We start from the raw sequence: 14,925 nt of genomic DNA on the forward strand, positions 1-14,925 counted from the left end.
CCCCAGACGGCTCGTTAGCCGCTCATCGGTTGCGGAGGTTCATGCCCGTGACACAGGGCGCCGAAGAGTTCATCGAGCGGGGTGCCCAGTGCGTGAGCGAGCGCGTGCCATGACTTGAGGGTGCCGATCGTGCGGCCCTGCTCGATCTCGATGAGGGTCCTTCTGGCCAGGCCACTGCGGGCGGCAAGCTCGTCGTAGGTCCATCCCCGCTCCGCGCGCAGCCGGGCCAGCTCCAGATGCAGAGCCTCGAAGTCCGGGTCGGGCGGGAAGATCGTCACCCACCCATCGGAAGGTGCAGACACCTGCCCTGTCAGTGCAGACCTCTGCCCTATTTTTACCCTTCAAGGACGGGGGCGAAGGGCAGAGGTCTGCACTAGCGTGTGCGCCCGACTCCAGTCCGGCAGAGGGCCGGCGCAGTGAACGACGGGAGGAAGACGCGCGCCATGAAGCTCTGCTTCGCACGTTCGGGAGTCCGGCGTACCTGGACGGTTGAGCTGCGCCCGCAGCCCGGCGGGCCGGTCCTCGTGTGCCGACAGTGCACGCACGGTGGGTGGCCGCTCGTCGGCTCCGCCGCTCGAGCTGAGCTCTTGGCCCACCTGGCCGCTCACGCCCGCCAAGATCCTCTCCCTGCACATCTACGGATCTGCCGGTGCCACGAGCGAGGCTGCCGCCAGCATCCCCGCCACCGCGGGTGCAACGGCCCGATCCGGCTCCTCCTCGTCCGTGAACGCGGCGGACGCCGCTGGCGCCTCTCCGACGCCTGTACAGCGTGTGCGGCGGCCACTACTCAGGCCGCCGTCGTCCCCGAAACGACCCTGGCCGTAGAGGCCACACCGTCCAGACGGGCGCGCGATCGACGCAGACGATGCCCGAGAGGGCCTGATAGCCAGACTCGGGTACGCGAGATGCTCAACTATCTCGCCACGGCACTTCCCGTGGAGACAGAAGCAGGCGCCCGCATGCTCGCCCTTCAGTGCGCACTACGTATGAACGACTCAGCGCAAGTCAGGCTGCCTTACGGCGTGCTGCGCAGCCTTCGCCTCCAATCTGCTGCGGACGCCTGGCGCGAACTCAACGAAACAGGACTGCTGCGCACACGCCACTCCGACCATCGCGCAATGGCAGTTCAAATGCTCGATGTTGGTCTACTCACCCAGTATCCGGCTCGGCCCGACCGGCTCCGCGCCGCCGACTGGGCGTTGCGCGCCGCCTGCTCTGCTCGCACCTCCAACCCGCTGCTACGCCTCGCCACCCTGTCTCTCGTCGTCCGGACTGCTCACACAAGCGATCACGGCGTCTCGGAGGCAGAGCAGGTGGCTCGAGAGTGCGGGGTACCTGCTACCGCTCTCCCCTCGCTACTGGAGCAGTTGGTCGCGGCAAAGGTTCTCATGACCTGGCAAGCGGCACTGGACACGGAAGAGGTGTCATGGAGGCTGGGCCCTAAAGGGCTGCATCCGCGACCAGCAGTCGAGGACACCAACTGAACGCCCGGGCCTGGCTGATCCATCACCCAAACCGTCTGGGACCCTCACCGCGGCGGAACACCGGTCTGATCGATGGGCGCCGCCGCGCCGTATTCGTACGCTTCGGCGACCCGGTCACCCCGTGACACGCCGACTTCACCGCGGACGTGATGACCGCGATCCCGCACCCCTCGGGCCACGGGCTGTACATCCCGAACATGAAGATCGCGGACCAGTGGGACCGGGCCGACCCTATCGCCCACACGCGGATGGCACTCAAGGCCATCGAGAAGGTCGTCTTCGCGCGTACGGTCCGGCTCCTGAAGCACTGGAACCGCACGCACAGCAAGCCGATGTGCAGCTGGAACATCAAGGCGCTGTGCCTGGACTGCCTCGACGAGCCCATGAGCATCGACGTACCGTCAGACCGCTCGTACGCGCGCATACTTCGTCGCTGGCGGCAGCCCGGCATGCCGCCACAGAACCCGCTAACCGAAGTGCTTGCCGCTCCCGCGCCACGCCCGGCGGTAGGCAGGCACACTGACAGCGCCTGCCTCCAGCACCGTCAGCGGCCTCGGACCTGTTTGGCCACTCCAGTGGTGTTGTACCGGTACCGGGCCATCTCCTCGGTCACTCCGTAGTGCTCGGCGATCTGCGCCGGCCCCCACTGGCGGCGGACTGCGCCGAGCAGCAGGGGGCGAGGAAGCATGAGTGTTCCGCCGAAGGCAGTGGCTTGTTCTTCCTCGTCGGGGCGGCAGGTCCTGAAGGGCATGCCATTGACTTCGCGGATCTCGGTGAGGTCATGCTTCAGGACGAGGTGGGAGAGCTCGTGGGCCACGTCGCTGGCCCTGCGCCCCGCGGTTCGGAGCGGGTTGGTGACGACGATGTTCCGGCCGGAGACCTGGAAGGTCGCGGCGGAGAACGCGTACGCCTGGACCCGTTCGAGTTCTTCGAGCCGGGCGCGGCTGACGAGCTTCTCGGCGCTGACGATCTTGACCTTGAGGTGGTCGGCGAGATCGTCGACGTTCAGGGCATCGGTGTCGCTGAGATCGAGTTCGCGGCGCAGTCGGAGGGCTTCTCGTTCGGCGTTGGCCTTGAAGCCTCGGGGGAGGGTCACAGTTCGCCTGCTTCGACGAGTCGTTCGAGTTCGGTGTTCATGTCGGTGAGCAAGGCAGCGAGCCGCTGGGGAACGCCAGGACGCAGCACCGAGGCAGCCCGGAGGTGGCAGGCGAGGGCGGGTACGGCGGGGACCGCCTCCTTCGCGAGGGCGTCGTAGAGGTCGCGCAGAACAGAGCTGATCTTGTTCGCCGCATCGTCGGTGAGCCGAGGGTCTGCGTGAAGGTGGGTGATGGCCTGGTCGAGGGGCGAAATCTGGCGGGTGGCGGTCGGGGTGAAGAAGCGGCTCGGGGAGACGCCGAGCCAGGCGCAGAGGCGGGTGAAGGTGGCGAGGTCGGGCTGGGCGCCGGCTTCGACCCGGGTGAGGGTGCTGAAGCTGACGCCCGCTTCGGCGGCGGCCTGCCGGAGAGAGAGGGGGCCGCGGTGTTCCTTCAGGAGGCGTCCGAGTTCGGCGATGTCGAACTGTTCGACAGCGTCCGGTCCTGTCGTTTCGGGGTCCGGGAGGGGGAGCTGGCTCCGGTCGGGGCTCATACCGGCAGCGTAGCGCGCAGCAATACGGCGATGAAGCTTGACTGCATCGCCCCAGGGTGATCACACTGGACTCACTGACGCTTTGCTGAATCAGCAGGGTGCTCCTGTACCACCCTCGAACGACTTAGGAGATCGGTATGCCCCAGCCCCACGAGATCAAGATCACGGTGACCTCCGCCCTCGCCGAGCACCCGTACCAGCACGACTACGACCCGCAGGCGACCTCCGCGAGCGTCCTGTCCGACACCCTCACCTCCTTCGGCTTCGCCAGCGACGGCACCACCCGCTACTACCTGTTCCACGCCGGGCACGAGGTCCCGCCCGAGACAACGGTGGGCGAGCTGGCCGGGCACGCCAAGGCCCTGCACCTGAAGCTGCGCACCGAGACCACTAACGGCTAGAGCCCGGGAGTCAGTCGTGGATCTCGAGAGCCGTCTGCGGCTGGCGGGCGACGTACCGGCGGTCGAGGAGTTCCTCTCCTCGACCGCCGGCCGCCTCCACAACCGCCACCAAGACCCAGACGGCCTGTTCTGGGCCGAGGTGCAACCCAACAACGGTGAGCGCGCAGCGTTCATCGCCCGGATCGAGTGGACGGTCTACCCGGACCGGCCGCCCTCCCTCGTCTTCGTCGAGGCGATCGGCGCCTTCGAAGCGGGAGCGCCCAGTGCCTGGCCGGGAGCGAACGGCTACCGCTACAGCTCCAACGACGTGTGCAAGCCGTTCACCGCCGAAGGCCAAGGGCTCCACCCCGAGTGGAGCAGCGGGCCGCACTCCTGGCGGAGCACCGGCAATCCCTTCCTGTACGTGGTGGAGAACGTACAGGACGACATCGATCGCGTTGACGGAAGGCGGGCCGGATGACTACCGACACGAGGAAGCTCGTGCTGCCGGCCAGCGCGCTCGACCCGGTAATCCAAGAGATTCAACGCCACGGGCTGGCCGACCAGGAGACCGGCGCGCTGTTGCTGACCGGGCAGTCGGACATGCACGTGCTGGTCGTGGCGGTGGCCGGGACGGCGGGGATCGTGCGAGGTCCGGGTCTGTTCACGGTGAGCGCGGTTGCGTACGACCGGCTGTTCACCTTCGCCGAGGAACGGTCCTACCTGGTGCGGGCGATGATCCACTCGCACCCCGAGGAGGCTTTCCTGTCGCGGACCGATCGCGCGTACTCGTTGCGAGTGCCGGGATTCGTCAGCGCTGTCGTCCCGACCTACGCTACGCCGCCCGCAGACCCGGCGTCGTGGGGGTGGTGGCGTTTCGAGCAGGACTGGGTGCCCTGCACCGCTCCGATTGTCGACCCGGCGCTGCCCCCGGCCCCGGGGCGCACGGTGGTGTTCGACGAGGAGGGTGTCCGTGAGTACTGACTACAGCCGCAGCCTGCTCCTGGGTGGCCTGGCCGCAGGCGTGGAAGAAGCCACCCTGCGGGAGCGGATGGAGGGCATCCTGATCCACCTGACGGCGGACGGGCGCCTGCCTGCGGCTGCCGAGACTCTCGAAGTATTGGTGGCGGACCTGCGCCGGTGGCCGGTCCAGCTGAGTCTGGACCCCGGCCGCGGACCGGGCCGACTCGACGACGAACTCATCCGCAGGCTGGTGGAAGCAGCGACCGGCATCGATCCGGACCGGGCGCTTCGCATCGGTGAGGCCCCGAGCAGGGCGCCGCTGCATCTGCACGTGGGAACCGCACCACCGCTGGGTACTGCGGTGGCCGGTGCGCCGGACGGGCACGGGGTCCGTCTGCGGCACACCGGTCATCCTTTCCCCCGGCTCAACGCGCCCGGCACCGGGCTGGGCGCGGTCCTCACCGCGGCGATGCTGGCCGGCGAGGCGTTCAAGGTCGTCGCCGGGCTGCCGGAGGGGAAGTTCCAGATGACCCCGGTGGTGGACTTCTGCCCTGTCCTCCCCGGTGAGCAACCCGGGATCGCCGTCACCCCGCTGCCCGCGCTGGAGCAGGTGCTGCTGGGCGGAGGTGGTGCGATCGGCACCGGCATCGCCCTGGTCCTGGACCTGCTGCAGGTCTCCGGCGAATTGACGGTGGTGGACAAAGAGGTCTTCGAGAAACCGAACGTCACCTCGTACAGCATCGGCACCCTGGCCGACGCGACTGCGGGCTTGCCGAAGGTGCAGTTGATCGACGCACGCCTACGGCGGATCGAGGTGACCCCGTTCCACGGGACGATCCAGGCGTCCATCGAGGCCGTCGATGCGGGCACCCTGCCATGGCCCCGGATCGTCCTCGGCGGACTGGACAGCGTCGAGGCCCGGCACGACCTGCAGCGGCTGCAGGCCGATCTCACCCTGGACGGCAGCACCGGCGGCCCGGTCGGCACCACTGTCGCCTTGCACGAGGCACTGCCCACCGGCCCCTGCCTGCGCTGCTACTTCAGGACCAACCACACCGGGACGAGCGCGGAACAACGACTGCATGAACTGACCGGGCTCCCGCTGCCCCGAATCGCCCGCGGGCAGGAGCCACTGACCGAACGGGACCTGGAAGGCCTGGACAATCAACAGCGAGAGCTCGTCAGGCAGTTCCTCGGACGGCCGGTGTGCGGGCTGATCAACTCAGCTGAGCTGACCGGTAGAACGGACGACGGGTTCCGTCCCTCAGCCGCGTTCGTGGCCCAGCAGGCCGCCTGCCTAGTCGTCGGCGCCTGGATCGCACGCAGCACGGGCCTGGTCAGCGGGCCTCCACGACGCATCGAGTACGACACCCGCTTCGGCCCCCGGCCCGACCAGATGATCGACCACCGGCTTCCCACCCCCGGGTGCGTGTGCCAGAAGGACGCTGCTCTCATCAACCTCATCCGAGAAGCCCGACGCTCCCGCCGTTGAACTCGGTTGGAGGACGCGGCAGACGGTCGATCGAGCAGCCTCGTCACGGTCAGACGGCGTACCTCCTCGGGGCGCACCAGTGCGCTGTGCACGGCAAGGCTCTCGGGGTCGGCGTGAGCCAACCATTCGGTGGCTGTGGGGTTCAGAGCCACCAGCCACGCGGCCGTCTCCCGCAACGGAGGCGGGATACGCGCCGCACCGCTTGCCGGTGTCTCGTCGTGAACATCGGGGAATGAATAACGTCAAGTGACCTACTGGGGCCGGAGTTCACGCGTTCGCCAGGAGAGGCCGCCGACAGAGCCTGGGACGAACGCGCAAGTGGGGGTGCGGCATTGGCGGCGACGCCCGTGCTTGGGAGACGCACGAACACACAAGTACGTGCGCAAAGTCCTGTTGTCGTACCCCGTGCCCGCCGGCTTCCTGTCGTCCCGAAGCCGGTTGGCGGCGAGGCTTTCTCCTCCTGGGTAGATCGTGTTGCGGGCACGCTGAGCATTCCTCCCGGCCGGGCTGCCCACGCACTGGGGTTGGAGTGTTCCGAAGGCGCGGCAATCACTCGGCCCGTGTTTTTCGGGGTCATTCTCACTCCTCAGAGCCTCAGCGGCCTGCGCGATGCGACAGGGTTGCCAGTCCGAACGCTTCAGGCCATGCAGCTCGCCCGGTATGACGGAACCGCACTCGACTTCGCGGGCCTGGAGCCGAGCGACCGGACGTCGATGCGGCTTGTCGCTCTTCGTGAATGGATGTTGACCACGTCAAGTCGGGCCTGCCCGTACTGCCTTGCGGAGAGACCGGTATGGCCGCTGTGGTGGCGCCTTGGGATCGCGGCGGTGTGCCCCGTCCACCGTTGCCTGTTGATCGATCTCTGCCCCACGTGCGGCATCCGGCTCAGGCGCGGCAACCACAGCAACCAACGTGGTCTGCTCTCGCGGCCTCCGCTGCCTGGTCCTGGTGAATGCGGCAATCGTCCGCCTGGCGGGCCGTCAGCCCGTGGCGGCCGCCGCGGCGGGCTGTGCCCGCAGCAATACAAGGACATGCCGACAGTAGCCGTGGACGACTCCTTAGCTGTTCTCCAACTGCGGGTACTCGCCATCGCAGACGGAGCCGAAGGGTCCGTGGCAGGTACGTCTGTCTCCTCAAGCGAATGGTTTGCTTCCTTACGAGTGCTGACAGCCATGGCCCGTCTCGCCTCTGATGAGACCGATGTCTCCGTCTTACCGGGCTACATGGCCCAAGCGGTGGCAGAAGACCGTCGACGGCGTCAGACCATCCGCAGCGGTAGCGCGAGTCACCTCGGAGCAATGCCGGCAACAGCCCCTCACGCCATGGCCTATTTGGCGCTCGCTTCCGCGGTCCTCGATGCCCCAAACTTCGAGAGCGGTGCACAAACACTGGCTCCTTGGGCCCGGCGCCAGGCGGACCTGCAACGGGCCGCCGGAGTCGGAGACCGGCTTCGCAAGATGCGCCGCCCCGCTGTCATCAACGAAATGATGGCTGCCGTTGCTCCTCGTTCCTCACGTGTTGTCGGCGCCCTCGCAGCCGTCAGACCAGTGGGCATCAGCCCCTGTCACGTTCCTCATCTCGCTGATGCTGCGGACTACAGTGAGCTCGTTGCCGCGCATCTGCCCGGAACCAGTCCGTTGTGGGGAAGGCGGTTCACCGCCCTGGCCCTGGCCCGCCTGGCGGGCGCGTCCAGTTGGCCGCGTGCCGCCGAGGTTTTGGGCATGGACGACGGCAAGGCCATACGTGCCGCCACCAAGGTTGTCCGGCGAATCTCCGACGCGGACGCGTTCTGGGAGAGGGTGACGCTGGTGGCGGAACGTCTGCAGGAACGCGGGCTGGTCGATTATGCCGCCCGCAGAGCTGGTCTTGCCGACCTATGTGAGCTCCCTGACTGCGCACTCGCGCCCGTCTTCCGCCCTCTTGGGATGTCCGTCACTCCTCAGCGACGGCGCCACGCTGCGGCCTGGATCTGGCAGCGCTTCACCAGTGGAGATCCGCACGAGGCGCCCGCCTACAGGCAGGAGTGGGGCAACGCCACGGCGGAATCAATACGCGCGGGCTGGTGGCGCTTCCAGACCCGTCTGCCCGCGCCAGCAGCGACTGCTCTCGATGCCTGGGGGATTGTCCACCTTTCCGGGAAAGGGATCTCATGAGCCCACCGCGAACACGCACGCTTCGACCAGTGCGCGCCGCTCGCGACCGTACTTTTCTCCAGTACTACGATCCCTGCGGCACGGGACGCCTCATCCCTGCCTCCCAGGCTGCCGCAGTCACCTTCGAGAACGCACTCCCCGCCCGCGAAATCCCTTCTCACGCAGGACAGCACCACACACCCGGCCACTACTGGTCGGCTACGACGGACCGGGTGATCGACTACGAGTCGTACCTGGAGTCGAAATGGATGAAGCTGCTCGACTTCGACCCTGACGTGATTTCATTCAGTGCCCAGCCCTTCACCATCGACAGCCACGATGTCGAGGGCGCCTGGCGGCACACCCCAGATCTTTTCGCTCGTCGTCGCAATGGCTCGGTGCTGCTGCTGGACGTGAAGGAAGACAGGCGTATGACGGTGCCCGCCGTCATACGCCAGGCCCGTCGGACAGCCGAGCTTTGCCAGCGGATCGGCTGGGACTACGCCATGGTGGGCGAACCCGATGCGCTGCGCTGGGCCAACGCTTCATGGCTCGCCGGATACCGCCGCCCCCTCTTAGCCGGGAAGACTCTCGTCGATCGCCTGCTAATGCTCGCCCAACGAGCCGTGCCCATTGGCGACTTGGTGAGCTTCCAGCCCGTCCCCGAACTCGCGCGGTCCGTGATTTACCACCTCATGTGGCACCACCAGCTTGCCTTCGACCAGACCCGTCCTCTGCGAGATCACACCCATGTGCAAGCCGCAGACCTCCGGAGTCCCGCATGAGCAGCCACCGGCTCGCCGTCACCGACTGGATCGAGTTCGAGGAGGAACGGCACCAGGTCGCCGGGCTCGACGGCGCCACCGTGCGCCTGCGCTCCGAGAACGGCCGCACGCAGACCATCATGCTGTCGGTCCTGCTCGCCGACAGCAGCTTCCGTGCGGCGGTCGAACCGCCGCCCACGGCACTGATGGATGCCGATGCCCACCCCGATCCAGCCGGCGTCCTGGCAAGCCTGGACAAAGCTGTGAAGGACGCTGCGCTGAAACTAGAGGCCCATCTACTGGAGGCCATGACGGGCTACAGCTCCGGCGACCCGCTCAGCGCGGCCGCGGACGAGCCTCGCCCGCAATACGATCCTGCGCTCCCCCAAGTCGTCCGTGTTCAGGCCAAGGCACAGGAGCTGGGCGTGACGGAACGGTGGATGTGGAAGCTGTGGGCACGGCGCGCGGAGAACGGTCTGTGGGGGCTCGTGGACAAACGCAAGGCCCGCGTGCCAAACCCCTTGAGAAACCTCGATCCACGAGTGATCCAGGCCATCCGTGATCAGGCAGCCGCCGAACGCGCCGACAGCTCCGCGACCATCGGCAACCGCTTCTACCGGCGTACCCAGAACCGTCTCGATGCCGACCACGGCGCCGATGCCGTTACGCTGCCGAGCCGGGACATTTTCCGACGGGCGGTCGCCCACTTGCTGGACATCAGCCCCTCTGCCCCCGCCTACCAGCGGGCCTCAGCCGCGAACCAGCCCGACCGGCCTTTCGGCAACGTCATCGCCACCCGCCCCGGCGAAGTGGTCATGCTCGACACCACCCCGCTCGACGTCCTCGCCTACGATCCTGGCACCACGAGCACGATCCGCGTGGAACTCACCGTCGCCCTCGACGTGGCCACCCGTTCCCTCCTGGCTTGGCGGCTCACGCCCGAGGGGACCAAGGCCATCGACATCGGCCTGTTGCTGGCCGACGTCATGACGCCGGAAATGATGCGCCCCGGCTGGTCTGACGCCCTGCGCTACCAAATGCTCCGCGTCCCATACGAGCGGCTGCTGACCGTGGACGAGCGCCTGGCCCAGGCCGCCGCTCGGCCGGTCATCTACCCCGAGACGCTGCTCTACGACCACGGCAAGCCCTACAAGTCCGACGTAGTCTGGCGCGCCTGCACCCGCTGGAAGATCGACCTTCAGGACGCGCGCAAGCTCAAACCCACCGACAAGCCGCACGTGGAAAGACTCTTCAAGACCATCCGCGAGCAATTCGTCGAACACGTCGCCGGCTACAAGGGCTTCAACGTCGCACACCGCGGCCGCACTGCCGAAGAGCAGGCCCGGTGGACCATCGACGAACTCACCGAGTTCTTCGCCGAGTACGTCATCGCTGTCTACCAGCGCAAACATCATCGCGGTCTTACTCTGCACGGATTCCCGGATCTGCGGGTGTCCCCGAACGAGGCGTACGCCATGGCGCTCGGCTCGGCCGGCTATGTGGACTGCCCGCGCGAAGCCAACGTGTACTTCGAGCTGCTGCCGATTGCCAAGCGCGTAATCCACCCCTACGGCGTCGAGCTGAACCACCTGACGTACAACGCCGACATCCTGTACCGCTACCGCAAGGCCAAGGCTCCCTACCCCGACGAACTGTGGCCCATCCGCTATGACCCGCGGAACCTGCTGCACGCCTACTTTCTTGATCCCTCCGACGGTCGGTGGCACGTCCTGCGCTGGACGCATGCGCTCGGAGAGCACCAGCCGTTCACCGACATCACGCTGCGGGAGGCGAAACGGCTCATCACCCTGCGCGGCCGTGCACCCGAGGACCAAGAAGCGGTAGCTCAGGCTCTGACCGACCTACAGAACCGCACAGACGCGCCGGAGACCTGGACCGCTGCCGACCGCAAGCGTCACACGCGGGACGAACATCGAGGTGCGGCGCAGAGCCGTGACATGCAGCGCGACCACGTACCAGTCAACAGCCACCCTCCGCTGACCGCCGTGCCCGACGCTTCGGACGAGGAAACAGAGCCCGGCGAATGGGGCGACCTCGACTTGAGCAAGGTCAGGGCCGCAGAGGTCTGGGACCCCGACGCGATCTAGGAGCCTGTGTGACCACGTTCCGACACCCCGGCTTGGCCGAACCCCGCAACAAGGAGGAATGGCGGCGCTACCGCGATAGTCGCGCGCCCGAGCAGCCCGTCATGCCGCCGTACAAGGAGTACTTGAAGCTGTCGGATGACGACAAGGATGACCTCAATGAGGATCGCGACAACTATCACAGTGCGCTCGCGATTATCGACACTTCCCAGGTTAAGCGTCTGCACTACCTGATGGAGCGCAGGATGAAGGCCAACGCCCGGCGGGCTGCGGGGGCTAGAGCGGGCCTTGTCTTCGACGGTCCTCCCACTGTCGGCAAGTCCACCCTCGTCAAGTTGTTTGCCGCCCGCTATGAAAGGCGGCTGCGCCGCAAGCACCCGGAGAGGTTTCAGGACGGCTATGAATCCAAAGGGATGGTCATCGACTACACACCCGTCGTCTATCTCAGTATTCCGGCCAGAGCCACGCCCAAGGACCTCTCGGTACTGTTGGCCGACTACCTCGGCATGGTGCAACGCGGCCGGGATACCCAGACCGACATCACCAACCACGTGCTCTCCGTCCTTTCGGACGTCGGCACGGAGCTCGTGATCATTGATGATGTGCACTTCTTGGACATGTCCGCAAAAGAGGGACGAGTGGTCAACGATCACTTGAAGTACATCGCTAACGAAACCGCGGCAACGTTCGTCTACACTGGCGTCGACCTTGAGAAATCCGGACTGTTCCTCGAAGGCCAGGCGGCCTCGCGGGCCACCCAAACCTCAGGACGAAACACTCGCTACCCGGTCCGCAAGTTCGGATGCAAAACTGCTCAGGAAAAGCTCGAATGGGCGGAGACCGTCAAAGCGCTGGAGGACACTCTCGTGCTGTACAGGCATAGGCCCGGCCAACTCGTGAAGCTCTGTTCCTACTTCTACGACCGCACCGATGGCAGCATCTGCGCCCTTACCGATCTGTTCCGTGAATCCGCAATTGAAGCCGTCATGAGCGGGGAGGAAGCGATCACACGCAAGCTCATGGACCGCATCGAGATTAGCGAATACGCCCAGGCCGCGTACCGGAAAGTCGTACAGCAGCGCCGCCAGAAAGCCGCAGCAGGATCGAAGGTGGCGGCAAGTTAAACATGAGCAATGAGCACTTGGCGGAGCCCACCGCTGCCCGACGGCGGCGCGTCGTCCACCCCCAGCTGTCAGCTGACGCAACGCGGCTCCGCCGCCTTCCCGTTGTGCCCTCTCCTGTGGAAGGCGAAGCGTTCCACTCCTGGGTGGATCGCGCTGCGATCAAATTGGATTTGCCACCGGGTTTCGCAGCCCGGGCGCTGGGACTTGAATTTAACTCGGCAGGAAAAATGAGGCGACCGCTGTTCTTCGGCGTCACTCTCACACCGGCCAGCCTGGCTGGCCTGCAGCTGACGACCGGGCTGACCACCAAAAAACTGTGGCAGATGCAACTTTCTCGATATGACGGAACTGCCCTCAATTTTTCGCGTCTTGACCTAAACGACGTAACAACCCTGCCTCGTCTGACTCGCCACCAGTGGTTCCTGCCCTACGCCAGCCGTGCCTGCCCACATTGCCTTTCAGGGAGTGCGGTGTGGCCGGTGTGGTGGCGCCTGGGCATCGCAGCCGTCTGTCCCGTCCATCGGCGTCTTCTCGTCGACATATGCCCTGCCTGCGGCGTCAGATTGCGACGCGGAAGCGGGAAAAAGAAGCCTGGAGGTCTACCTACAGGGACCCATTACGCACGGGACCCGCAGGAATGCGGCAACCGCTCGCCGAACCCGGTGGCAGCGAGCCAGCCGGAAGTATGCCGACAGCGCATCACAGACATCCCCACCCTCTCGGTCCCACAAGCGTTGGTTCATCTGCAAGTGCGCGCACTCGCCATTGCCGACGGCGGTACGGCCCGGCTGGCAGGCGAGCCTGTCTCCGGCGCCGAATGGTTCGATGCTCTGCGCTACCTGACGGCTGCTGCGCGACTGGTCGTCCACGATGACGAACTCGCAGAACTTCCCGGGTTCGCCGCGGACGCACTCGCCGCCGTCCGCACACAGCGCGCGCTGAACCCTCGCGCGGTACCTGGTGGGTCCGGCACGATGCCGCGCACCGCGTCCGAAGCTGCCGCCGCCCTTGCACTCACGGAACCCATCCTGAACGCCTCCGACTGGAGTACTGGCGCACGCCATCTTGCTCCCTGGGTGCGCAGGTTGGCCGCAGAACGGCAACCCAGGCACAGTGGCCGCAACCCGCTGCGCGGCATCCCGCACCCGGCGGGCCTGCATCGCATGATGACGGCGATCGTTCCCCACCAGAACCGAATCGCTGGCGCCGTTCCCACTGGATCATCCGTTGCCCTGGAGTTCCGGCACATTCCGAATCTGATAGACGCTGATGACTACCGCAACGTCATGGCCGTTCACCTCCCCGGGACCACACCTGTAATCGGCAGGTATTTCTGCTCCCTCGCACTCGCTCGCCTGGCCGGGGCAAAGACTTGGGCCCAAGCCGAAGAATCGCTCGACACCCCGCAGCGCCGCACGGGAAGTTGGAGGAAAACTACTCAGAAAATTGCTGACCCTCAGGCTTTCTGGAACGGCATTCGCCATTTGGCCGATCTGCTGCGGAAACGAGGAGCAATTGACTACGCCGCTCGCCGGAGAGCGCTATCCGAACTTCTTGAGGTCCCTTATGACACCCTGTTCTCGATCTTCCGTCCAGCACGGATGGGTGTTACTCGCCAGCGGCAACGGCACGCCGCAGCATGGATCTGGCAAGCCCTCACCGGCAGTCCAGCCCAGGACTCCCCCGTCTACGCCGGAGGCTGGGAGGGACTGAGCCCGGCCTCGGTGACCCAAGCCCGGCGGAAGTTCCACGAATGCGTTCCGGAATCCGCCGCCAGGGCAATGACGCTGTGGGGGCTGGAATGGCTGGACGAGAGGGGAACTGGGTCTCAGCCTGACCCGAGAGCCGCTGGTGCCGTGGATGGCCCGGCGCGATCGTGGTCTGCGCACTGAACTGTTCCGCGCGAGGGTCGCTACTTCCTTCCATGCAGAGAAGAGTTCAGCACATAGTTCAGCAGCGCAGTGAACTGTTCAGTGACATAAGGTACATCAGCGGATGTTACGAGGTGTAGACGAGTCCGCTGATGTTGCCTTTCCGCAGTAGGTCGATTCGGGTTTTGCGGAGCGCCTCGCCTACTGAGGCGTTCTCCGGGCCAGCGAACCTGCGGTAGAGGCTGAGTGCGACTTCCGCTGCTACTGCCTGTGAGACAGGGATTTCTGTTCCAACGACTCCGGCGGCGTGCAGGCCGGCGAACCGCCCAGCGTCGTTGGGGTCGCAACAGGCTGGCTGGCAGGCAGGCAAGGTTGCCCCGGCCTGCCAAGGTCGCGGCAACTCAGTGCCGCGCTGGGTGCGCGTCGAGCGGGTTCACGGCCCGACCGTAGGCGGTGAGGCAGCCCAGGTTGTGGGTCTCTCGCTCGCTGGTCGTGACCCTTGCCGGCTTGCACCAGGGCGTCGGCTCGACGAGAGCGTGGCGCTCCTGGAAAAACGGTCAGGCGGGGCGAGCGGCGAGGAGGGCCTGGGCGGCGGCGTCGGCGCGGTCGGCGGCTGCCTTAACGCGCTCGACGGCACGGGGCGGGATGCTGCCCCAGTCCGCAAGGTCCGTCCCTGCAGCCGCCATGGGTCCAGTCACCACCCGCAGCATCACGATCAACGGGGACCGATCCCCCAACGACGCCGACCTGGCCGTCAGCCAGAGCAGAGCGGCGCCAGGCTGGCCAGGTCGATGGGTGCCACGATGGACAGAGGAGGCCACCCGCCGCCGCTCCGTACGGAGCTGAGCAGTCCCGGACCAGGCTGTTGGAGCCACAGCAGGGAGAGCGCCGTCCCCGCGTCTGCTAGGAGAAGCAGACCTCCGCCGAGGTGAGCGCAGTGAAGCGCGACAGCTTCCGGCGGACAACATGCCCCCTCTTAGCAAT

The 14,925-nt window shown here is 66.3% G+C and carries 14 protein-coding genes and 1 pseudogene; 11 read left to right on the plus strand and 4 right to left on the minus strand.

Translation table 11 applies throughout. The annotated features are described in order from the left end of the window. Positions 1-14: 14 nt before the first annotated feature. Positions 15-278: a helix-turn-helix transcriptional regulator gene (locus IE153_RS04280; RefSeq protein WP_189588396.1), complete on the minus strand. Its 264-nt coding sequence runs from the start codon at positions 276-278 to the stop codon at positions 15-17. Between the two features lie 627 nt (positions 279-905). On the opposite strand from IE153_RS04280, the gene IE153_RS41450 reads away from it, so the two are divergent. Further along, positions 906-1,484, plus strand: a complete 579-nt coding sequence (locus tag IE153_RS41450; protein WP_229828727.1) for a hypothetical protein — start codon at positions 906-908, stop codon at positions 1,482-1,484. A 544-nt stretch (positions 1,485-2,028) separates the two neighbouring features. On the opposite strand, the gene IE153_RS04290 is transcribed toward IE153_RS41450, so the two are convergent. Together IE153_RS04290 and IE153_RS04295 are read right to left on the minus strand one after the other, a co-directional pair. Further along, positions 2,029-2,580, minus strand: a complete 552-nt coding sequence (locus tag IE153_RS04290) for an ImmA/IrrE family metallo-endopeptidase (RefSeq protein ID WP_189588398.1) — start codon at positions 2,578-2,580, stop codon at positions 2,029-2,031. Continuing rightward, the gene (locus IE153_RS04295; RefSeq protein WP_189588399.1) at positions 2,577-3,110 is read right to left on the minus strand and encodes a helix-turn-helix domain-containing protein; all 534 of its coding nucleotides are present in this window, start codon (positions 3,108-3,110) and stop codon (positions 2,577-2,579) included. The genes IE153_RS04290 and IE153_RS04295 overlap by 4 nt, the downstream gene beginning before the upstream one ends. Positions 3,111-3,247: 137 nt before the next feature. Between IE153_RS04295 and IE153_RS04300 the strand changes: the two genes are divergently transcribed. The 10 genes and pseudogenes from IE153_RS04300 to IE153_RS04340 all read left to right on the plus strand — a co-directional run bounded on the left by IE153_RS04300 (position 3,248) and on the right by IE153_RS04340 (position 13,962). Further along, positions 3,248-3,511, plus strand: coding sequence for a hypothetical protein (locus tag IE153_RS04300; protein ID WP_189588400.1), 264 nt, complete (start codon positions 3,248-3,250; stop codon positions 3,509-3,511). 16 nt (positions 3,512-3,527) lie between these two features. Beyond that, positions 3,528-3,971, plus strand: coding sequence for a hypothetical protein (locus tag IE153_RS04305; protein WP_189588401.1), 444 nt, complete (start codon positions 3,528-3,530; stop codon positions 3,969-3,971). Beyond that, on the plus strand, positions 3,968-4,474 hold the full coding sequence (locus IE153_RS04310) for a hypothetical protein (RefSeq protein ID WP_189588402.1): 507 nt from the start codon (positions 3,968-3,970) through the stop codon (positions 4,472-4,474). Before IE153_RS04305 ends, IE153_RS04310 begins: the two co-directional genes overlap by 4 nt. Continuing rightward, on the plus strand, positions 4,464-5,945 hold the full coding sequence (locus IE153_RS04315; protein WP_189588403.1) for a ThiF family adenylyltransferase: 1,482 nt from the start codon (positions 4,464-4,466) through the stop codon (positions 5,943-5,945). The genes IE153_RS04310 and IE153_RS04315 overlap by 11 nt, the downstream gene beginning before the upstream one ends. A gap of 347 nt (positions 5,946-6,292) precedes the next feature. Beyond that, positions 6,293-6,787, plus strand: a pseudogene (locus tag IE153_RS42695) (TniQ family protein); the annotation flags it as partial. A gap of 879 nt (positions 6,788-7,666) precedes the next feature. Next, entirely contained in the window at positions 7,667-8,098 is a 432-nt protein-coding gene (locus tag IE153_RS41455) for a hypothetical protein (RefSeq protein WP_229828729.1), read from the plus strand. After that, positions 8,095-8,862: a TnsA-like heteromeric transposase endonuclease subunit gene (locus IE153_RS04325; RefSeq protein WP_189588405.1), complete on the plus strand. Its 768-nt coding sequence runs from the start codon at positions 8,095-8,097 to the stop codon at positions 8,860-8,862. Before IE153_RS41455 ends, IE153_RS04325 begins: the two co-directional genes overlap by 4 nt. Continuing rightward, entirely contained in the window at positions 8,859-10,949 is a 2,091-nt protein-coding gene (locus IE153_RS04330; protein ID WP_189588406.1) for a Mu transposase C-terminal domain-containing protein, read from the plus strand. The genes IE153_RS04325 and IE153_RS04330 overlap by 4 nt, the downstream gene beginning before the upstream one ends. A gap of 8 nt (positions 10,950-10,957) precedes the next feature. Further along, positions 10,958-12,070 carry a TniB family NTP-binding protein gene (locus IE153_RS04335; RefSeq protein ID WP_229828732.1) on the plus strand — a complete coding sequence of 371 codons (1,113 nt, stop codon included), beginning with the start codon at positions 10,958-10,960 and terminating at the stop codon, positions 12,068-12,070. A gap of 2 nt (positions 12,071-12,072) precedes the next feature. Then, positions 12,073-13,962 (plus strand): TniQ family protein, encoded by a 1,890-nt coding sequence (locus tag IE153_RS04340; protein ID WP_189588408.1) that lies wholly within the window; start codon positions 12,073-12,075, stop codon positions 13,960-13,962. A gap of 536 nt (positions 13,963-14,498) precedes the next feature. On the opposite strand, the gene IE153_RS42295 is transcribed toward IE153_RS04340, so the two are convergent. Next, complete coding sequence (locus tag IE153_RS42295; protein ID WP_268251710.1) at positions 14,499-14,627, minus strand: hypothetical protein; 129 nt, start codon at positions 14,625-14,627, stop codon at positions 14,499-14,501. Positions 14,628-14,925: the final 298 nt, after the last annotated feature.

The organism is Streptomyces massasporeus (assembly GCF_014648995.1).
Taxonomy (GTDB): domain Bacteria; phylum Actinomycetota; class Actinomycetes; order Streptomycetales; family Streptomycetaceae; genus Streptomyces; species Streptomyces massasporeus.